Genomic DNA, 20,412 nt, shown 5'->3' with positions numbered 1-20,412 from the left:
GTCGTGTGATTCTTCGAGGTAGTTGGGTCAGGCGGGCAGTGCCGCGGGGGTAGCCTCCTGTTCGGTTGGGGTGTCGTTGACGGTGCGTGATTTGCTCAGAACGTCGAGGCCGAGGTAGCGCCGCGACTCGGCCCATTCGTCGTGTTGTTCGGCCAGCACTGCTCCGACGAGACGGATCAGGGCCGCGCGGTCGGGGAAGATGCCCACGACGTCGGTGCGCCGGCGGATCTCCTTGTTGAGTCGTTCCTGGGGATTGTTGCTCCAGATCTGGCGCCAGATCTGCTTGGGGAACGCGGTGAACGCCAGCAGATCCGGCCGCGCCGCTTCGAGGTGATCGGCGACATTGGGCAGCTTGTCGGACAATGCGTCGATGATCCGATCATATTGAGCAGCAACGGATTCAGCGTCAGGTTGGTCGAACACCGAGTGCAGCAGGGTGCGCACCCAGGGCCACGAACTCTTGGGAGTGACGGACATCAGGTTGGTCGTGTAGTGGGTTCTGCAGCGCTGCCACGCCGCTCCGGGCAGGGTGGCCCCGATGGCGGCGACCAGCCCGGCGTGGGCGTCGCTGGTGACCAGTTTGACCCCGGACAGGCCGCGGGCGGTCAACGACCGCCAGAACGTCAACCAGCCCGCCCCGTCCTCAGCGGTCGTGACATCGATTCCCAGGATCTCGCGGTAGCCCTCGGCGTTGACCCCGACGGCGATCAGGGCGTGCACGTTGACCACCGGCCGGCTTCACGCACCTTGAGCACCAGAGCGTCCGCAGCGACGAACGTATACGGGCCGGCATCGAGCGGCCGGGTCCGGAACGCCTCCACGGCGGCGTCGAGTTCCTGGCCATCACCGACACCTGCGACTTCGACAACGACGTGATGCCCAGGGTCTCGACCAGCTTGTCCATCCGCCGCGTCGAGACACCAAGCAGGTAACACGTCGCCACCACCGTGGTCAGGGCCCGCTCGGCGCGTTTACGGCGCTCCAGCAGCCAGTCCGGGAAGTAGGATCCTTGCCGCAGCTTCGGGATCGCAAGATCAAAGTCCCTGCACGGGTGTCGAATTGACGGTGTCGGTAGCCGTTGCGGGAATTGGTGCGCTCAGCCGAGCGTTCGCCGTAGCCGGCACCGCATAGGGCGTCGGCTTCGGCGCCCATCAGGTGTGGATGAACGTGGCCAGCAGCTCGCGCAGCACGTCGGGATGGGCAGTGGTGAGTCGTTCGGCCAGCACAGTGGGCAGATCGATATTGTGGGCAGTGGTCATCGCGTCGATTCCTTTGCTCGAGTGACTTTGGACGGTCTCTCGAAGAATCACGCGATGACCTTCAATCACTCGGCTACGACACGCCGGTACCGCTGATCAGGTCCGACTCGTACACCACCTTGATGGACGCAACCCCAGTGAGCGGCCCGAGTGCGCTCCACTCGCATCTTTGCGGGCTTCGACGTTTACTGACGCCACCGTCAAACCCGCCGTATGCTGGCAGACATCGGACCGGGAGATGACTACAGTGAACAGTTTTGCGTTACGCATAGCAGCCGTCACCGGGGCGACGCTCGCACTAGCGATTGCAACAGACGCTGGCGGCGGTGTCGCATCAGCCACCGATCCCTTCGCAGGGATGCGCTACGACAAGGTGGTCGAGTCCATCAAGTCGTGGAAAGGAAAATCTGAGGTTGTGTCCATTGTCGGCGACCAACTGAAGCGAGATGACTGCATTGTGTCTGAATCTAGGAAAGAAAAGAAGACAGGAAAGTACTTGTTGTATCTGTACTGCGACGGTTCCTACGCGACCGCTGGCGAGCCTGGCCATTCAGCCGGGAGCCCAGAAGGGCGTAATGCCGCGAAGCACGAAGCGCAAGTACAGTGGTTACGGGAGAATCCCGACTACTGCAGAACGCTGAAGCAGTCTCACCCTGAATGGTTCAAGCAACCGGTAGAAGGGTGTGAACACGCCCCCAGTTAAGCAGGTCCATTGGACTCTGCTACCGCAGGAAGGGCGGACACGTTTTGCCCCGCGCTGGTGGGGCGCATTGCTAATCACGCGACTATCTGAATGGCTCCGATACGATCCGAGCCGTTATCCACTCGGTTACAACCCTGGACTCGACGGCTTGCGCGGCACCGCGACGCTGTGCGTTCTAGCGGCACACTTAAGTCCAAGTTGGTGTCCAGGGGCGTTCCTATACATGGACATGTTCTTCGTGATGAGCGCGTATCTGATTACTTCACTACTACTGAAGCGATGGACAAAGACGGGGAACGTCGGATTCGCCACCTTCTACATTCGTCGCGTACTTCGACTATTTCCCGCCAACTACGCGATGATTCTTTCCTTTCTCGTCGCCGCGTACTTCATTCTCGATGACGACTTCCATTGGCATCTAATTTCAGCGGCTGCGGCGGCTACTTACGTAAGCAACTGGACGAGAGCATTCGAGGCTCCGATACCCGGATACCTCGGACACACCTGGTCGCTTGCCGTCGAAGAGCAGTTCTACCTGATTTGGCCGGTCTTCCTCACGCTGCTGTTGAAGGCCATCGGATTCCGGATGCGGCTTGTTGCGCTACTGATTCTCCTCGGACTCGGATTTGCTGGCTGGCGGAGTTGGCTCACAGTCCATGGAGCGTCCATCGATCGCCTCTACAACGGCACCGACATGCGCGGCGACGCCCTTCTGATTGGTTGCGCGTTAGGCGTCGCGATGGCACTTCCCAAAGTGCGCGGGAGCGCTGCCCTTCAGCGGACCGCGAAGTTCTTGGCAGTCCCATCGCTGGTCGCACTGATTGTCGGAGGATTCGCGACGGATTTTCACGACCGGGCGATGTATGCCGGCCTCTCAGTGTTCTTCACATTGGCATCCGCTTGCCTAATTACCGCACTGGTACTCCCAGAGCAATCGATTCCGCATCGAATATTCCGGTCGCCACCGCTGGTTTTCCTGGGCCGCATCTGCTATGGCCTGTACATTTGGCACTTCCCGATATTCACGGTCATTATGTTTGGCTTCGCCATCGCCGATCCCTTGACAGTCGGGATGATCGGAGTTCCGCTGACATTTGCCGTCGCACTCTTGTCCTGGAGATTCATAGAGAGCCCGTTCCTCAAGGCGAAAGACCGAATTTCGATCCAAGGTCCGATACACGCCACACGATGAAACGGAGTGCAGTTTCAGCAGCTGTTCTCACAAGACCCTTCGACCTCGCCTGACCCAGCCCCCGCACGACCGCGGGCGGAACTTGCAAGACCCCGTTGATCACGGCCGAAAACTCCGTCCACCATCGATCACGGGTATACGCTGTCAACTACGGAGACCGCTGCTAATTCAATTGCCTGACAACGCCAAATGTGCGGCGTTCACCGTCTGCACCAACGGAAACAGGCCGAGATCTAGCCGCACTCATCTGCGGTAGCACCTGGGCGAACGCGATGCATACGGGTGGCCAGAACGAGGAACGGAAGGAAGGCGACAACCGATACCGATGAACGAGACAATGAGTTTCGCGTTTAGCCGGGAGGAGCTACTTCAGGTGGCTGACGCGCATCGCGAAGAGTTCCAGACCGCCGACCCATTCCCCCACGTTGTGATTGATAACTTCCTTCCACCAGAGGCACTCGAGCCAGTCCTGAGCGAATTCCCCGAGCCAAGCGATACCGAGTGGCAGCAGTACGACAATGGTCGCGAAGTGAAGCTCGCTCTCGCCGATTCGGAGCGCATGGGACCAGCCACCCGGCATCTGCTGGCGCAGTTCAACTCCGGCCCATTCGTAGACTTTATTGAACGTCTCACGGGGATTGAGGAATCGTCCTGATCCACATTTCTTCGGTGGCGGACTGCATCAGATCCGCTCGGGCGGCTTCCTCAAGGTTCACGCCGACTTCAATCACCACCCACGACTCAACCTGGACCGGCGGTTGAACGCCCTGCTCTATTTAAACAAGGATTGGGAGGAATCCTGGGGCGGCCACATTCAGTTATGGGACCGCGATATGCAGCATTGTGTGCATAAAACGCTGCCCATCTTTAACCGCTTTCTGCTCTTTGCGACAACGGACTTCTCGTATCACGGTCATCCTGATCCTCTGACCTGCCCTCCAAATCGTTCGCGCCGGTCAATGGCACTTTACTATTACACAAACGGTCGCCCCGATGAGGAAAAATCATTGAGCGAACACTCCACTCTATTCCGCGCTCGCCCTGGTGAATCCATGCAGTCGACGTTGAAGCAAGAGTTGAAACGGTGGGTGCCACCTGCCGCTCTGGAGGAATGCAGAAACTTCGGAATCGACAATGAAGATGTAGCAGTCGGGTGTCCGGAGCAGCGTTCCGGTACCGATGCGTCAACATGCGCGGGAATCAGCTATTGACCGCCGTCACTCAATCGACTGAACCGCGCCCAACTCCCGGTCCGGCGGGCTCTGGGCGACTCGTCGCCCCAGCGAGCATGCCGGAGTGTGGATCGAAAGCTGCCGTGCCAGTCGAGGCCCAGACTGTCGGCCCGGTCCAACTGGCGAATCGACATCGGCCCACCCGGCGAGGCGAGGTTGGCGGGAGACGCAGCCAGCCGCTCGTAGCGAAACCACCATGGCCAGAGGCCATTTGCTGTGCGCGCAGCCCGATAGTTATCGCCGTCGCAGCGCCGCTGCTTCCCTAGCGTGTCGACCGTGAGTGCGCCATGCATGCGCTTGCTTCAAGCCGGCCGCTGACAGATTCCGTTCGCAAACATCGAACAATGCCGCCTCGGCACGATTACTATTTCACGAGGGCGTCAATCAATTTGGAGGTGGCGGCTTGGTATCGGATGTCGTGTCGAGATACCGGCGAAACTACGGTCTGGGGGACGAGATCGGGCTCGAGCACGTGAAGTTGCACGAGCAGCTTGAGGGGCGGCTCACTCGCGAGCTGCTGGCGTCCACGCCCGAATTGCGCTGGGAGGTATTCAGCGCCGCATATACCGAGCTATATGAATCTCTACCCTGGCTGAACAGATCTGACGACTCGAGACCAGCATGGTGGACGGCCGCCTGGCTCAAGCTAGTGCCGACGCAATCCGACGTTATCGAGGTGGGAAGCGGTCGAGCAGCACTTCTTCGTGATCTGGTGAGATCCGGGCACCGGTGTGTAGCCACCGAGATTTCCCCAGAGCGTGGTTCAAAACATCTCGCGGAGTCCGACGGACTCCAGTGGCACATCACCGATGGCATCCATCTCGCATCATTCGAACCTGACGAGTCATTCGACGTCGTGATTTCTACGCAGGTCATCGAGCACTTTCATCCTGACGACCTGCCGGCACACCTCGAGAACACGCGCCGCATCCTTCGACCTGGAGGTTGCTATCTGTTCGATACTCCGCATCGGAGTTCGGGCCCGCATGATCTTTCCCGTGTGTTCGAGTACGACCGCGCTCAATTCATGCATTTGAAGGAGTACACACACGACGAACTCTCGAACGCCCTGAGCGCTGCGGGCTTCGATACGGTGAAGGCTGTCATAGCATTTCGCGGATTTGTCGTCCAGACTCACATAGGTCTACAACTGTTGCGTCTACTGGATCGATTCGAAGAACGGGCAATCTCGCGCGCCAAGTCAAAGCGGATGCTTAGAGCGCTGCTGAGCAAAATCGGCGTCTCGCGGAACATCTGGCTGGCGGCATATCGCAAGTCGGCATGATGCACTCGACGGGCCTTGAGCTGACGATGTGCCTTCATGCACTCGTACCACCCCGTCCGTCAGGCCAAGTCCGTCATTCCAAATCTCGCGTCACACCCGAGATCGTTGCAAATGTCAAGAAGCTCTGGCCGGACGGATAATGAGGCATGACAGATCCAGTAGCGCATCGTCAAAATGGTCACAAACCAACTGCTTCGATAATCGTTGTCATGTTCAACTCATCGTCGACGCTGCCCGACTGCATGCTGTCCATACCAGCTGACTGCGAGGTCATCCTTGTCGATCAGCAGTCGTCAGACTCATCGGTCCAAACTGCTCTGCAATACCGACCTGACGCCAAGCTGATCCGGGCCGGGAAGAACCGGGGCTTCGGTGCGGGGTGTAACCTCGGTGCTGCCAACGCGACTGCGGAAATTCTCATCTTCTTGAACCCAGACGCTGCGTTTCAATCATCCGAATCTGTAAAGATCCTCTCCGAGTGTGCCGCTAGAAACAACGTTGTCGCCGGTCCCCGAATCCTCAATTCCTCCGGTCATGATCAGACACGGGCTCGATACTGGTCGTGGCCAGTCGCGGACATAGTTGACGTGTTTTCGCCAAACGCACTGATCGTTGGGCGACTCCTCCGCGACATCCCGCAAACCGACGCCGTGTACACCGACGGTGGTGAGGTTGCATACGTCCAAGGGTCGTGTATCGCGGTAAGCGCAATAAATTTCTGGCGCGTGGGCGGGTTCGATGAGCGCTTCTACCTTTATCAGGAGGAAGAAGTCCTGGCTCGGCGGTTGCTGGACATCGGAGTGAAGAACCGACTTGAACCAGGCGCAGTCATAATCCACATCGTAGGATGCTCCACTTCGCAGTTCCCAGATTTCTCGGCAGGCCAGTACTTCCGGTCGCTTGCACTTTCGCTGATTCTGTTCCGCCGGAAACTGGTTGCGCTTCCAACAATCATCACGCTATGGATAGTGCTCCAAATGATGGCAACCCTAACGCCACTCCGTAAAACAATAGGCTGGCGATCCGAGAGGGGCCGCAGTTGGTACCGCGCCGCAGCGGCCGGATTGATCAGCGGGGCGCTTCGCCGAATGGCAGAACCACCGCCTCGTTCCCACACGCGCATTCCGACGCTTTCGACTGAGCGGTGAATCCCTGCGGTTAAAGCATCAGTGACCCAGGTGAGCATCCCGGCGGGGGGATTACCTGCCGAATCATAAAATGCATCAGCAGAGGGTTTGGATACCCACCGCGCCACACCAAAACTGGCACTATTGGAGACCATCTTGCGGACGCGAGATTCGTTGCGCGCAAGTCGAATCACAGAAATAACGTGAGAATCGACCGTCCACAGAATTCAGGCGTGGCATACTTCGGGAGTGAGCTTTGACGAAACGGTCGAAAGGCTGCCGCTGGTGAGTTCAGTCATCTGTCCTCACTGCCGTGGACGCCTAGACCGGCATGAGGCAGAGGTCATTTGCCGGTCCTGCTCAGCGAGGTACCCGGTCCTTCCAGGGGGATATCTCAATTTGACGCCGCCTTCGTCAACAATTGGGTTAATTGAGTGGTCGCCCGACGACGTCTATCTGGCAGAGCAAGATTGCGGAACCGCTCGCGCCGAGCGTTGGCTGGCCCGCCACCTGCGACCAGGCGACCGGAATGCTCTTGACATCGGGTGCGGAACGGCATCCATCGGCAAGATGATCGCCGAGTTGTATCCGACGATCGACGTTTGGGGAATTGACCTCCCAGGCAACCTTGTCGGGTGGAAGGACGCTGGGGCGAATCCTGAGCGCGTCCTGGCCGGATCTGCGTTGGATCTGCCGTTCGAGTCCGGCATGTTCGACCTAGTGTGGTCGTTTGGGGTAATCGAACACATCGGTGAGCCGGACCCGCCGGCAGAGCGGGAATCCGACCGCTTGCGCTACATCAGCGAGATGATGCGCGTCCTCAGGCCGGGCGGTCGAGCTATCATCGTCGCCCCCAATAAGTCGTTCCCGCTCGATCCCGCTCACGATTGGTCGGCGACCAACTTTGGCCACCGTCTCTTTGAGCGCACCCACCTCTGCCTGCACGCCACGTGGGGTCCTCACCCGTTGATGTCATTCCAAGAAGTTCGACGAATGGCCCGCGAAGCCGGCGCAAGTAAGGTTCGTCCTCTCAACATGGCGAATTATTTCGATTTCGTGCGCGTCGGCGCAGGGCGTGCCGGGCGACTGGTGCCGGTTGCGCGCTTTTATCTGAATTTGCTTCCTGATTGGCTCGGTGCGACACCACTGGCTCCATTTTTGGCGGTCGAACTAACTCGGTAATGCCCGACACGTTTGGTCAAGCCCTCCCCCACCGCATGGCGGTCCGGTCCTTTGAGCAGGTCTGACACAGTGCCACCCTCAAATCTCAGTCACAACATCAATAGATGCGAACTACAATGCCAGTATCAGTCCGATCTGCTTCTTTGGCACCAGCGGGCTGGTAAATTCTCCATATGACTGACCGCGACGTCGTGCGCGCAGCGCAGGAGAGACTCCATGGGGAGGGGTATGACTATGTCCCCGGTAGTCCGCATCTCAGACACGCAGCCTTACGGGATCGCGTCACCAAGAATGTCCGTGATGCCATCGCCGAAATTCTTGAGCGCCAAGACTCGTGCGACGTGTTGGAGGTCGGAGCTGGGCACGGAGTTTTCACTGACACGGTGTTGGACGCGGGCGGCCGACCGACTGCCACGGAAATGTCCAGGCCGAGCCTGGATCTGCTGAGAACCAAATACCACGATAATCCCCTGGTACGCCTGCTTTACGATGAGGATGGCAATACTTGGCAACAGGACGGATCGTCCTACGATGTCATCCTGTTCATCTCGGTTATTCACCACATTCCCGATTACATGGCCACAGTTATTGGTATGTGCGACAACATCTTACGCCCCGGCGGCAGCATCGTCACCTTCCAAGACCCATTGTGGTATCCCCGTCAAACGCGGTGGGCGGGAGTCGCGAACTGGGGCTCATATTTTGTGTGGCGCGCAACGCAGATGCGGGACATTCGGCGGGGGCTCAATACTCGGATTCGTCGCTGGAAAGGCGAGTTCAACGATGATGACCTTGTCGAATACCACGTCGTCCGTGACGGCGTCGATGACCTTCTTCTTGAAGAGGCATTAAAGAAGCGTTTTGACGATGTTCAAGTAGACCGATACTTCTCGACCTTCATGCCACTGCTGCAGCGAGTCGGTACAAAGTATTTTCCGCCCAATACCTTTGGCATCGTGGCACGTGGCAGGAAATCCTATTAGTTTTTGCTCACCCCGAGCGTCGGGCCGCGACCCTCGCCCAACTAGCCACAGCTGGCATTCCGTGTAGGTCGCGGCTGATTCGGCACCTCGGCATAGTCGAATTTCAAATCGAGCCACCGACAGCCTTGATTGATCCCGGCGCGCGGCGCGTTCGATTACTTGGCGGGGCACTCAGCAGAGCCGGCGCGCTTTCGCAGCTGCGACTGCGGCATAAACCGCCTGATGCTTGCGGGCGATGGTTGCAGGCTGAAGCGATTCGTCGGCCGTCCTTTGCGCTCCATTGGCCAACGTAGCGAGCAGTCCGGGCTCAGCGAACAGACGAATGATCGCATCCCGAAGTCCGTCGACTGTGGGAGACTCCACAAGAAGGCCGTTTAACCCGTCCTCGACCGCCTCACCAAGTGCACCAACGTCTGTTGCGATCACAGGCCGCCCGTTAGCAAACGCCAACGGTACGACACCGCTCTGACTGGCTTCTCGATAGGGCAGAACCACCGCGCTAACCGAGCCAAAAAGCGCTGGCAAATCCTCGTCGGGAATGTAGCCCTCTCGCCATTCGAACAACTCGGGAGTGTTCACGAGCGAACGGGCTCGCGGACCTTCTGAGCCGTGGCCGGCGACAATGAGCCGAACATCGCCAAGAATCTTGCCGACAGCTTCCATCGCCTGTATCAGCAGATCGAGGCCCTTGTAGTACTCCCACCAGCCGAAGAAGAGCAGGCATCGATCGTGCGGAAGCGGGTAGCGCTCTGTTGGGTGGGCCAGCGAACCATGGGGGACAACTCCGATGTACGCCAGAGCTCGAACGCGGGGGTCTTCGCGAAGCAATGGAACCAGCCGTTCACCATGCACAACAAACCCATCGCTGGTTCTATACAGCGCCCATCTCACGAGCCGCTTGAAATAGCTCGTATGAAACTGCCGGCCAGGGTGGGGCGTCACGTCATGCACCGTCAAGATCCTTGACGACCGCGGCACAGCAAGAGACAGCAACAGTAGTCGCCAGTCTGAATGCCATTGCGAATGAACAACATCAGGCCGAAACTTCCTGACCTTAATGATGAGTCGAACGAGCGCTCCAAGGCTGCGCAGATCAGACTGTTTGCCAGGCACGAAGTCGACCTGAACTGGATCAAACATCGCCTCTTTTTCGCGGATAGCACGGCCCGGCAGCCCCAACTCCGTGCCGTGGTCTTTGAGCACGCATCTCACGTCAATGGTGTCCTTCAGCGAAACCGCTATTGGTGCAGCGTAATTGACAAACCAATCGATGATCATCAAGACACGTAGGTCATTGGTATTTCCGGTTTGATTCAGTGTTCGATAATCCGGATCCATCTCGAACCGCCCTAAGCCCGAGGCGGGCTGCTGGGAACAGAAGCGCGACAATTCCACCGAGTTCGCCTGCGGCGTTTGGCTGCGACATCGATTGCCCGCGAAAAGATGGGCGACAGATTCTGCCAAAACACTTCCGTCGTGAACTCAGATTCGACCCGAGTCCATGCGGCGAACCCGATGTCGTCAATGAGTCCGGGGTCGGCGAGAACGCGCAGAATGCAGTGTTGCAGGCAGACCGAGTCGCCCGGTGCCACCAGGAAGCCGGATACTCCGTCCTCGATCATCTCGACCGCGCCGCCATGCCGCGTCGCAATGACCACGCATCCGCTGCGCATCCCTTCGAGCACTACGGTGGGCAGGGGATCAGGCAATATCGACGGCACCACGACGACGTGCATCGAGTCGAAAAGCGCCGGGATGTCGGAATGGAAGCCGACTAGCTGTATTTGACTGGCGAGCCCGCGACGGTCAACAGTTGACTCAATCTCACCGATGCGCCATTGTTCGTTCGGCACTGGCTCGCCAGCGATGACGAACTCGATGGGCTCGCCCTCCGAGGCGAGTTCGATTGCCGCGTCAAGGAATACCTGATAACCCTTCCACTCGCTCAGGCGGCCGGCAAAGCAAACACGTAACGGCGGCAGACTGGGTTTCGCCGCGAGGGCTCGCGGTGAAATTCCATTACGCAGTAATGCTACGTGTCCCGGCGATTCCCCATCGCCGCACAAATGTCGGAATACGGCTGCTGAGACGACGATTACTTGATCGGCGGATAGCGGCAACCTACGAAAGAACCACGCCAACCAACGGGGATTCTCAATGATCTCATGGACATGCCAAATGAGGGACCAGCGCCGCCGACGGCCCAAGAACGCCCCGATGATCGACGCCGATGTGTTGACGTAGACCACCTCAGGATCGAACGCACTGATCTGCTTCAGCACGAACTTCCTGGCCTTCCAAAGACTCAGGACAAACTTCGGCAGGTGGGTCGTGGTCAGGTAACGTCGTCGGGCAATTCCTAACGGCCCGTGGCATACGTCGACGCCAATTTCGGTCAAACGGTCAGTCAGCCATCCAGGGTGTGCGTCGTCGGGGAGCAACACGCGGACTTGCGCTTCCCTCTGGCACAAGTAGTTTGCCACGGAAAGGAGTACCCGGTCGGAACCGTAAGCCTCATCCGCTGAATGCAGTAGCAATATGCGATTACCGGGCTTGAGCACTTTACTCACTTTCGATCCGGTGTGTCATCGGTGTCCGGAGGAGAGCCCCCGTGGGTCGCCTCTTGTCGTCACGTCAAGCGCATGTCCGTTCGCGAGACACTTGACGGCACGCGTCGCGGCCCACGGTCATCGATACTCCGCATGACGCTTCGCGAGCGATCGATCCGGACGGAGTAACAGGACGTACGGACGGACTACGGCGCCTCGCGGACCATCCTCGCGCGAGCCGGAGGTCTGCAGCAGCCATCCCGACCTCGACGCTGGTCTGCTCCATAGCCGAGCACTTCGCTTCGGGTTTTCTCGGCACGAGCGCACTGTTCCAACTGTAGTGTTATAGGCAGATTCAGTTGGGAAACTTCACAGTAACGACTCGGCCTTTTAGCAAAATCCAGAATCAGCTAGCCGTCATGGGAACGACGTTGGATGCCTTGAGCGAAACGGAATTGGTGACACCACTATCTCCGCGATTTGCTGACGAGTCGTGCACGACGCCAAAACCTGACGACACGGGGACCCACGGTAGGGCGACCGAGCCCGAACCACACGCATTGGCGGCTATGACACGCTCACGATGGTCTACCGCGCCGCGTCGTGCGCGACCGACCCGTTCGACCAAGACACCCAGAAACCCGTCGCGTGGCAAAAACAGGGTTCGATCATCGTGACAGATTCCAAGAAAGCGCCCACGGCACAAGGAACCACTTCACTCAAACTGGGTTCGGCGGTTCAAATGCTGCCGATTGTGGCCGGCTACAGCGTTCAGCTTGTCTGTACACCGTACATAGTGGCTCGGCTCGGCTTGCATGATTTCGGCATCTGGGCGATCACCGGGGCAATTGTGCAGTACGGTGCACTCCTTGACCTGGGCGCGTCGCGAGCGACCGTCCGATATGTGGCATTGTTCCATACCCAAGGTGACGCAAAGAGCGAGGGCGGCGCCCTCACTCTGTGCATTACGATGCTGCTTGCCTTATGGGCATTCCTCAGCGGGGTGGCGGTATTGGCGGCGCATCCCACAAGCCGCTTGCTTGGATTGAGTGACCCAGCATTGACGCGTTCCCTGCTGCTGAGTTCAGTCGCGATTTTGTTCTTGGGCCTGCTCGGCTGGGTATTGACAGCTGCATCGATAGGTATAGGTCGTGTTGTACCCACAACGGTGGGTCTGGCAATCTTGTCGGTACTCCAAGCGTCCGGGGGTGTCGCCGGGTTGGCGCTGAATCCGTCTTTAACTACTTTCGCGTACGGTTCCGTCGCCGGCTCGGCCCTCGGGTTTGCCGTCGTGCTAATCATCAAGCTTGCTGGCGAACGACGCATTCCATTCGCGATGCCGACATTGGCGTTGACGCGCGAATTTTTCGGTTACGCAGTGACATCTCAGATCGCTGCAGCCGCCGACACGTTGGTACTCCAATCCGGAAAACTAATCGCAGGCCTCATGATCGGCCCCTCCGCGGCGGGCGTCTATGAACTGGCCAACAGACTTGCAATGGGAGCGCAAGTCTTAGGAAGTGCATCCGCATCTACATTGACCCCGCATCTGACACAGAGTTACATATCTGGAGGCATGGACGGTGTCCTGCACCAGTATGAGCATCTGGTCCGCCGCAACACATCGGTCTCGCTGATATTCCCATTTTCAATGGCGGCTACTGCCATTTCAGCTATTACCGTGTGGCTCGGCCACGATCGTCAGCAGGTTATCGTCGTCCTGCTTGCACTGCTGATAGGAATAGCAGTCAACCTCTCGACTGCTATATGCTCATGCACACTATCGGCAATCGGCAGACCGGCAGTGATCGCAAAGGTCTCGGTTGCCACCGGTGTCTTTCAAACGATAGCAGCGGTTGCCGCCACATATTTCTGGGGATTCGCAGGGCTAGCTGGGGCAATTGCCATCGGTGTCCCCATCGCGAAATTTCTGGGCCTTTACTACATGCATGCGAAACTCGATATCCCATTGAATTTGTATACTCGCGGCGTCTTGGGCCCCTTCGCTGCCGCCGGAGCGGCGACCGTAGCCGCCCTACCGTTCAATTTCCTAGTCGCGACTGACGACCGCAGGTCGGCCATCTTGCCGTTTTGCGCATCAGCCACCGTATTCTTCGCAACCTATTTGTTCATCGGTTGGAGGCGTGGGTACTTGCCTGCAGTGACGCTTCCTTCGAAATGGCTTCAGGCCTTCAAAGGAGACGAATTGCTACGTCGGACCCGTCGATACTTCGATCATTCTTGACTGTCGCGAAATGACAGTCCACTAGTATGATCGACTTCGTGAGCCGCCTTGACCTTAGGTGCGCCCGCTTCTATCTGAACGGCATACCGCGCGTTGAGGACGGTCGCGCCTGGAGACAGGTCACGTAAACCCAATTGCTGGACTGGTGATCAAACGTTACATCGCTAGTCTCTGCGGTCGCGCCGGGCGAGGAACTGGCAGGTCCAGCTTCGCAGCACGGCTTAAGATGGGATGGACTTCGGCATGTGCAGCCACGCCGCGCGCCTCCATCACCGCGCGCATCGCACCGTCATAGCTGCGGGCGACCGACTCCCACGAATAGTGCTGTGCGGCCCGCAGCGCCATGGCGCGCGATTCATCTTCCCGCTCAGCGCGATTCCCCATGAGGTGCAGAATGGACTTAGCGATCAACTCAGGATCATCCGACACGAACTCGCCGGCAGAACCGAGAACCTCGCGGTTGTAGTCGGTGTCCGCGCCAAGATCGGCGCACCCGCCGCCATCGCCTGCACCAGCGCTGGGTTGGTCCCGCCGACGCTGTGGCCGTGGAAATAGAGGCCCGCATGCTGCCACAACGCGAGCAGCAATTGATGGTCGTGTACATGCCCCAACCAAGTCACCGAAGGATGCGCGGAGAGCTGTCGCGCGGTGTCATCCAATTCGCCGCCGTACCCGGAGCTGCCGACGATAACCACCGGGTGATGCTCCGCGATGGCCGGAACCGCCTCAAAGAACTGAGCCACGGTGTTCTCCGGCACGAATCGTGTTACCACAAGGACGTATTCGCGCCGCGTCAGCCCTTCTGGCACTGGTAGTTCGGCCGTGATATCGCCACCGTAAGGAATATATGCGCCGTCAGCGCCGAAGGTTTCCTTCCAATACCTGGCGATCCTGCGCGCATCGAAGACGAGCCCGTCCGCCCACTTCGCCGTACACTCGGCAGCTCTTCTATAGACCCTCTTGGCCAGCGGGCTCCATTTGTCGCGTTCCCATTCCAGTCCATCGACATTCACCAGAGTCGGTATCCCCCGCGCGCGCAGGATGGGCAGGAAGTAGCCGTTCGCACAATTCATGATCAATGCCACATCAGGTTTGCGAGCCGCGGCATCCAGCGCAGCTGTCAGACCATGCGACAACGTGCTCAGTTTCTGCGTCTCCATACCCCAGGTGACCTTCCGCTTTATCCGCGGATCCAAGGTGGGGTCATCGGGCTTCGTAGCACCACGCCGGCCATAAACTGTGACGTCCCACCCCATATCGGCGAGATCAGGTGCGAGTTTTCGTACGGCCGTCTCAAATCCCCCGTAATAGCTGGGGTATCCACGTGTACCGATTATTGCGACAGAAGACATCTGGACCCCGATCTAATCCAAACCCTGCGGCGCGGAAGGGGCCTCTTATGTATCCCTTGTGGAATCCATATGAGCCCTACATGAGGGCGATGCTACGACTGCGAGAGTCCCATGTATCCGCTTTCGCGAAGGTTTTTTGCTAAAACGTCAATATTGATTAGTTGGGCTCGGTAATTTGAATGAGGACACACATCCATCAGCAACCAATTCGACAGTTGGGTAGCAATTCAGGAACCTTCATGAGACCGCTGAATTAACGCTGTAGTAGTATTTACCTATGTGTCAATAATTGCTGGTCAGGGGCTTTCGGCTGATGTGCTGAGGGGTACAAGCGATCAGGGGTGATCGACGCTCGCAAACCCCGGGATGTCGCAAACCCGGGCGCCAGCAACACCACGACGAATCGTACCCATCCGAAGCCAGCAAGGACCCTCGACCGGTGCCATCACCACTCCCGGTCGAGAAGATCAAGCAGGTAGCAGCCGTAACCGGACCGCACGAGGCCCTCCGCGCGCTCCCGGAGTTCGTCGTCCGTCAGGAAACCTTGCCGCCACGCGACCTCTTCGGGCACGCCGACCTTGAGCCCAGTCCGTCGCTCCATGGTGCGGACGAACTCGGCGGCATCCGTCATATGGTCGACCGTGCCGGTGTCGAGCCACACTGTTCCGCGGGGCAGCACCTGAACGTGGAGCTGGCCCCGCTCCAGGTACCCGAGGTTGACGTCGGTGATCTCATACTCCCCGCGGTCACTCGGCTTCAATTCCCGTGCGATTGACACCACGTCATTGTCATAAAAATAGAGACCTGGAATTGCGTAGTTGCTTTTCGGAACTTTCGGTTTTTCTTCAAGCGAAATCGCCATTCCTTGGGTATCGAATTCAATGACGCCATAGTCGCTGGGCTCGGCCACCCGGTAAGCAAATATGGCGCCGCCGTCAACGTCACTGAATTTCTGCAGGCGAGTTCCCAATCCCGGTCCATACAGCAGATTGTCACCCAATATGAGCACGACTTTATCGCTGCCGATGAAGTCGGCGCCGATAGTAAAGGCTTGCGCAAGCCCCTCTGGCGATGGCTGCTGCGCATACGTGATCGAGACGCCAAAGCGTGAGCCGTCACCCAACAGCCGTTCAAAACTCGGCGCATCGAAAGGCGTGGTGATCACCAGAATGTCGCGTATGCGCGCCAAGAGCAGCGTAGAGAGCGGGTAGTACACCATCGGCTTGTCATAGACCGGTATCAACTGCTTGGACACACCCAAGGTGATCGGATGCAGCCTCGTGCCCGATCCGCCCGCTAGGATGATGCCCTTCACGGGCTTATCGTGGCACGTAAGGTGCGTGCGCACAGGAGTATTGACGTTTGCGTTAGGACTGTTCTGGGAGGTCGGGCTGCGCATCTTGTTCGTCTGCACTGGGAACATCTGCAGATCACCTATCGCGGAACGACTTTCGGTCGCGGCTGCCGCCCCGATGGGCATCGCCGACTTCACCGCCACGAGTGCGGGAGTGCACGCCATGATCGGACACCCGATACACGAGCTCGCCGCTGATGTCTTGGTCCGACTAGGTGGTGATCCGACCGGTTTCACCGCACGGCAGCTGACTCCGCCAATCGCCTTTGACGCCGACCTCGTCCTCACGATGACCGAGGTGCAACGCACTGCGGTATTGGAACTAGCGCCGCGACAGTTTCGGAAAACGTTCACCCTTGGGCAAGCCGCGCTCCTAGCGTCTACCTACGGCCCACGCTCGGTCGCCGACCTGGCCGCGCTGCGTCCCCGCCTGCCCGAGCATCACCCGGCGGAAGTCGCTGATCCTATCGGCCTCGATCTTGAAACGTTCGAGGCAGTGGGCCAACAGATCGCCGCGCTGCTACCGCCTGTGCTCACACTCTGCCGCTAGGGCAGGTTAGTAGACATAGTTCGCATAGGGCGCGTTTTCGGGGTTCTTCATCTCCCAGTCAAGAACGCCGTTGTCACGCCAAATGAAGTCGTCAACGCCCAATTCGACGAAGCGTTCATGGAGACGATCGTTGTAATGGAGCATGAACGCGCGGACGAGGCGCTGAATCTCGGGATTTCGGGTCCGTTGAGTGTTTCCAGACGACAGATTGTTGTTGTACTGGATGTATCCCCAGTTCTTGATATGACACATGCGGGTCGTGAGGAACGTCCGTAGGATGAGTTCGTAATCCTCGCACGTGTGCAATTCAGAATTGTAGCCGCCGGCAGCCCGATATCCTTGTCGAGTCCAGGCCCTGAAATGGTTTGGCGCGGCAACGATATGGCGAATGGTCTTCGAGTTAACTTCAGGAGAATTTGCAACCAGATACATGGAGTCCTTATGGTATTCGCCCCTGTAGCTGCCGAATCCGAAGCCCCAGCCTTCGGGGAATGTCGCATTCTCCCCGCTTTCCAAGATATCGGCACAGTCCGAGTAGAAGAAGCCCGCATCGGGGTACTTTCGGTGTGCCTCGACCAGGTGAAATAACGCATCCGGGAGCAACTCGTCGTCGTGGTCCAGCTCGAGCAGCAGGTCACCGATTGCGAGGCCGCACGCCCGTCGCTTCACTTCGCCGATCGCGCCGGACGGTCGATCACCTCGGTGAACGCTGATGCGGTAATCGCTTCGTGCAAGTTCTCGCAGCTCTTCGAAAGTCGCGCCGTCATCGGGTGAATCGTCGTAGATCACCCACTCCCAATTCGTGTAGGACTGTGCAAGGAGCGACGAAAGAGGGCGACCGATCTTAGCCCCGGTAAGGTACGCGGCGGTGAAAACGCTGACTAGTGGCTGATCCGGAAATCTTCGCTCCGTCGCATTGGCGACGTAGTTGTGAAGTATTTGCTCCGCAACATTTGAGAAATCGACGTCATCGACGGAGAAGTGCAGCCACCGCTTGCGAAGTTCCATTGGCGCGTTCATAAGTTCAGGAAAGGACTCCTGGTCTTCGCCGAACGTGATGAAAACTTGTGGACGATGTTCTACAACGATTCTGCCAAAATTCGAAGTACTGTCGAATGCGACGATGTCGAACCGATCGGCTTCCGTCTCGAACGCGTGCGGTAATTTTATCTTGTTGAGTTTTTTCGAGTCGGTCAAACCGAATGCGCAGACTCTAATCAAATCGAATGACATATCAATCCTGTCGCAGCGCTCTGTGTTGGCCGTGATTCGTCGATGTTCGAGGCTCGCGCGGGGCGCGGGTGGTGGCAGCCAATATAAATGACGTGCGTTTGCAGCACTAGGGGTTTCGCGTCCGATGGACGAACCCCTGAGAGGCTGGCGGTTCGCCGCCAACCACGGCGGCTCCTTTGCTGCCACTTCCCGTACGACCTTGGCCAAGGTCAACAACACGGTGGTTCCGCTGAGCCACTTTCCCAACGCCCCGACACCCTGGCCAACCAAGAAGCCCCGGCCCGGTCCTCGCAGGAGCCGACCTTGGCCAGCTGCTGGACCCAATATCACGGATTCGTCGAGTTAATTGACGCACACGCTCTAAAATCTGCGCAGGCTGGAGGTCTTTGCGGCACGGTCGGTGGTAGTTGCGGACCCCATGGACGCTCCAGGCCGAGGAATGAGGTAGCTCGTGGCGCGCCATCGGAAGTCGACAGCGCGAATGCGCAAAGCGCTTTCCAAAGCGCTTTTGACAATGATGGCGGCATCGACAGCTGTCGGAGCCGTCGGCACGCCGGTAGCTTCGGCTTTGCCAAAAGAACCGAATCCCGTTCCTGGCCAGCCCCACCCGACGCCACGGCCGGTTACCGCGACCCCGCCAAAACGTCCACCGCTACCTGCGAGCGCGCCACCCGTCGGAACGACTCCGGGGCCACTCCCCCCGACCCCCATCGGACCAACGTCACCGTCTTCCGGGCCGACAACGCCCAACGTAAGTTCTCCTGCCAATCCTGGCCCCATCCCGGCTCCACCGCGGTGGAGACCGCCGCCTTGGGTTCGCTTACCGCCGTTCCCCTGGCCTCCAAAGCCGCCGCATCCGCCCGGTCCGCCAGGTCCCCAAGGGCCCCAGGGCCCGCAAGGTGCGACCGGACCTCAGGGCGCGACAGGTTCCCAAGGCGCACAAGGTGCAACCGGTGCCCAGGGTGCGACAGGTTCCCAAGGCGCACAAGGTGCAACAGGTGCAACAGGTGCCCAAGGCACAACCGGTTCTCAAGGAGCACAAGGCGCCACCGGAGCACAGGGAGCCACTGGTGCCCAAGGCGCGACTGGATCCCAAGGAACGACGGGCGCTCAGGGGGCAACCGGTGCGCAGGGGGCGACGGGTTCCCAAGGAGCAACTGGAGCACAGGGAGCGACGGGTTCCCAGGGAGCGACAGGAGCCCAAGGCACGACAGGTGCGCAAGGCACCAACGGAGCAACAGGCGATACCGGAGCCACCGGTGCCACGGGAGCCCAAGGCACCACGGGTGCACAAGGCGCCACCGGATCAACAGGTGCAACCGGTGCCACGGGAGCTCAAGGTACAACAGGTCCGCAAGGCGCTACCGGAGCCCAAGGCACCACCGGTGCTCAAGGCACGACAGGTGCGCAAGGCGCTACCGGAGCCCAAGGCGCGCAGGGCGATACAGGTGCCGTGGGCCCGCAAGGCGCAACCGGAGCCCAAGGCACCACCGGTGCAACCGGTGCCACGGGCGCTCAAGGCACGACAGGTGCACAAGGCGCCACCGGAGCAACCGGAGCAACCGGAGCCCAAGGCACCACCGGAGCAACAGGCGATACCGGAGCAACCGGTGCCACCGGTGCCCAAGGCACGACAGGTGCCACCGGTGCTCAAGGCACGACAGGCGATACAGGTGCCGCCGGCCCGCAAGGCGCAACCGGAGCCCAAGGCACGACAGGTGCGCAGGGCGCCACCGGCGCACAAGGCACCACCGGTGCTCAAGGCACGACAGGTGCACAGGGCGCTACCGGAGCCCAAGGCGCGCAAGGCGATACAGGTGCCGTCGGCCCGCAAGGCGCCACCGGCGCTCAAGGCACCACGGGTGCTCAAGGCGCCACCGGTGCAACCGGTGCCACGGGAGCTCAAGGCACCACGGGTGCCCAAGGCGCTACCGGTGCTCAAGGCACGACAGGTGCGCAGGGCGCCACCGGATCAACAGGTGCAACCGGTGCCACGGGAGCTCAAGGTACAACAGGTGCACAAGGCACGACAGGTGCGCAAGGCGCTACCGGAGCCCAAGGCACCACCGGGGCAACAGGCGATACCGGAGCCACCGGCGCACAAGGCACCACGGGGGTTGCGTCCATCAAGGTGGTGTACGAGTCGGACCTGATCAGCGGTACCGG

The 20,412-nt window shown here is 59.2% G+C and carries 17 protein-coding genes and 1 pseudogene; 11 read left to right on the top strand and 7 right to left on the bottom strand.

What is annotated here, in order from left to right; translation table 11 throughout:
- Positions 1-27: 27 nt before the first annotated feature.
- A pseudogene (locus G6N59_RS18195) lies at positions 28-1,259 on the bottom strand (IS256 family transposase).
- Positions 1,260-1,497: 238 nt separating this feature from the next.
- Here G6N59_RS18195 and G6N59_RS18190 point away from each other — a divergent pair.
- The 8 genes from G6N59_RS18190 to G6N59_RS18160 all read left to right on the top strand — a co-directional run bounded on the left by G6N59_RS18190 (position 1,498) and on the right by G6N59_RS18160 (position 8,963).
- A complete protein-coding gene (locus tag G6N59_RS18190; protein ID WP_138228217.1) occupies positions 1,498-1,962 on the top strand; it encodes a hypothetical protein in 465 nt (154 codons plus the stop codon).
- Positions 1,943-3,154 carry an acyltransferase family protein gene (locus G6N59_RS18185; RefSeq protein WP_138228216.1) on the top strand — a complete coding sequence of 404 codons (1,212 nt, stop codon included), beginning with the start codon at positions 1,943-1,945 and terminating at the stop codon, positions 3,152-3,154. The genes G6N59_RS18190 and G6N59_RS18185 overlap by 20 nt, the downstream gene beginning before the upstream one ends.
- Positions 3,155-3,479: 325 nt before the next feature.
- The gene (locus tag G6N59_RS30910; RefSeq protein WP_220099680.1) at positions 3,480-3,809 is read left to right on the top strand and encodes a 2OG-Fe(II) oxygenase; all 330 of its coding nucleotides are present in this window, start codon (positions 3,480-3,482) and stop codon (positions 3,807-3,809) included.
- Positions 3,775-4,365, top strand: coding sequence for a 2OG-Fe(II) oxygenase (locus tag G6N59_RS18180; RefSeq protein WP_220099679.1), 591 nt, complete (start codon positions 3,775-3,777; stop codon positions 4,363-4,365). The genes G6N59_RS30910 and G6N59_RS18180 overlap by 35 nt, the downstream gene beginning before the upstream one ends.
- Positions 4,366-4,858: 493 nt before the next feature.
- Entirely contained in the window at positions 4,859-5,671 is an 813-nt protein-coding gene (locus G6N59_RS18175) for a class I SAM-dependent methyltransferase (protein WP_163911434.1), read from the top strand.
- A 146-nt stretch (positions 5,672-5,817) separates the two neighbouring features.
- Positions 5,818-6,819 (top strand): glycosyltransferase, encoded by a 1,002-nt coding sequence (locus tag G6N59_RS18170; RefSeq protein WP_138228213.1) that lies wholly within the window; start codon positions 5,818-5,820, stop codon positions 6,817-6,819.
- Between the two features lie 378 nt (positions 6,820-7,197).
- Positions 7,198-7,980: a class I SAM-dependent methyltransferase gene (locus tag G6N59_RS18165; RefSeq protein ID WP_163911428.1), complete on the top strand. Its 783-nt coding sequence runs from the start codon at positions 7,198-7,200 to the stop codon at positions 7,978-7,980.
- Positions 7,981-8,153: 173 nt separating this feature from the next.
- A complete protein-coding gene (locus G6N59_RS18160) occupies positions 8,154-8,963 on the top strand; it encodes a class I SAM-dependent methyltransferase (RefSeq protein WP_163911425.1) in 810 nt (269 codons plus the stop codon).
- A gap of 171 nt (positions 8,964-9,134) precedes the next feature.
- On the opposite strand, the gene G6N59_RS18155 is transcribed toward G6N59_RS18160, so the two are convergent.
- Both G6N59_RS18155 and G6N59_RS18150 read right to left on the bottom strand, forming a co-directional pair.
- Complete coding sequence (locus G6N59_RS18155) at positions 9,135-10,301, bottom strand: glycosyltransferase family 4 protein (RefSeq protein WP_138228210.1); 1,167 nt, start codon at positions 10,299-10,301, stop codon at positions 9,135-9,137.
- Between the two features lie 11 nt (positions 10,302-10,312).
- Positions 10,313-11,533, bottom strand: a complete 1,221-nt coding sequence (locus G6N59_RS18150) for a glycosyltransferase family 4 protein (RefSeq protein WP_138228209.1) — start codon at positions 11,531-11,533, stop codon at positions 10,313-10,315.
- Positions 11,534-12,185: 652 nt separating this feature from the next.
- Between G6N59_RS18150 and G6N59_RS18145 the strand changes: the two genes are divergently transcribed.
- Positions 12,186-13,757, top strand: a complete 1,572-nt coding sequence (locus tag G6N59_RS18145; protein ID WP_163911422.1) for an oligosaccharide flippase family protein — start codon at positions 12,186-12,188, stop codon at positions 13,755-13,757.
- A 156-nt stretch (positions 13,758-13,913) separates the two neighbouring features.
- Here G6N59_RS18145 and G6N59_RS31625 read toward each other — a convergent pair whose 3' ends face one another.
- From G6N59_RS31625 to rfbA, 3 genes are all read right to left on the bottom strand, one after another.
- Positions 13,914-14,168 (bottom strand): hypothetical protein, encoded by a 255-nt coding sequence (locus G6N59_RS31625; RefSeq protein ID WP_306789592.1) that lies wholly within the window; start codon positions 14,166-14,168, stop codon positions 13,914-13,916.
- On the bottom strand, positions 14,165-15,013 hold the full coding sequence (locus tag G6N59_RS18140) for a glycosyltransferase (protein ID WP_306789644.1): 849 nt from the start codon (positions 15,011-15,013) through the stop codon (positions 14,165-14,167). The genes G6N59_RS31625 and G6N59_RS18140 overlap by 4 nt, the downstream gene beginning before the upstream one ends.
- Before the next feature lie 541 nt (positions 15,014-15,554).
- The gene (gene rfbA / locus G6N59_RS18135) at positions 15,555-16,424 is read right to left on the bottom strand and encodes a glucose-1-phosphate thymidylyltransferase RfbA (protein ID WP_138228206.1); all 870 of its coding nucleotides are present in this window, start codon (positions 16,422-16,424) and stop codon (positions 15,555-15,557) included.
- 76 nt (positions 16,425-16,500) lie between these two features.
- Here rfbA and G6N59_RS18130 point away from each other — a divergent pair, with 76 nt between their 5' ends.
- Positions 16,501-17,013, top strand: a complete 513-nt coding sequence (locus tag G6N59_RS18130) for an arsenate reductase/protein-tyrosine-phosphatase family protein (RefSeq protein ID WP_138228288.1) — start codon at positions 16,501-16,503, stop codon at positions 17,011-17,013.
- Between the two features lie 6 nt (positions 17,014-17,019).
- Here G6N59_RS18130 and G6N59_RS18125 read toward each other — a convergent pair whose 3' ends face one another.
- A complete protein-coding gene (locus G6N59_RS18125; RefSeq protein WP_138228205.1) occupies positions 17,020-18,465 on the bottom strand; it encodes a glycosyltransferase in 1,446 nt (481 codons plus the stop codon).
- 734 nt (positions 18,466-19,199) lie between these two features.
- Between G6N59_RS18125 and G6N59_RS18120 the strand changes: the two genes are divergently transcribed.
- Positions 19,200-20,399: a hypothetical protein gene (locus G6N59_RS18120; protein WP_220099678.1), complete on the top strand. Its 1,200-nt coding sequence runs from the start codon at positions 19,200-19,202 to the stop codon at positions 20,397-20,399.
- Positions 20,400-20,412: the final 13 nt, after the last annotated feature.

The sequence above is a fragment of the Mycolicibacterium aubagnense genome (assembly GCF_010730955.1).
In the GTDB taxonomy this organism is placed as follows: domain Bacteria; phylum Actinomycetota; class Actinomycetes; order Mycobacteriales; family Mycobacteriaceae; genus Mycobacterium; species Mycobacterium aubagnense.
The sequence above is the reverse complement of the archived record's forward strand: the minus strand, read 5'-3'. Positions and strand labels throughout refer to the sequence as shown.

What these genes read in the sequence shown, in the direction of transcription:
- G6N59_RS18170 (WP_138228213.1), top strand. Translation starts at nt 5,818, where the DNA reads ATGACAGATCCAGTAGCGCATCGTCAAAATGGTCACAAACCAACTGCT.
- G6N59_RS30910 (WP_220099680.1), top strand. Translation starts at nt 3,480, where the DNA reads ATGAACGAGACAATGAGTTTCGCGTTTAGCCGGGAGGAGCTACTTCAG.
- G6N59_RS18155 (WP_138228210.1), bottom strand. Translation starts at nt 10,301, where the DNA reads ATGGATCCGGATTATCGAACACTGAATCAAACCGGAAATACCAATGAC.
- G6N59_RS18190 (WP_138228217.1), top strand. Translation starts at nt 1,498, where the DNA reads ATGACTACAGTGAACAGTTTTGCGTTACGCATAGCAGCCGTCACCGGG.
- G6N59_RS18140 (WP_306789644.1), bottom strand. Translation starts at nt 15,013, where the DNA reads ATGGGGTGGGACGTCACAGTTTATGGCCGGCGTGGTGCTACGAAGCCC.
- G6N59_RS18160 (WP_163911425.1), top strand. Translation starts at nt 8,154, where the DNA reads ATGACTGACCGCGACGTCGTGCGCGCAGCGCAGGAGAGACTCCATGGG.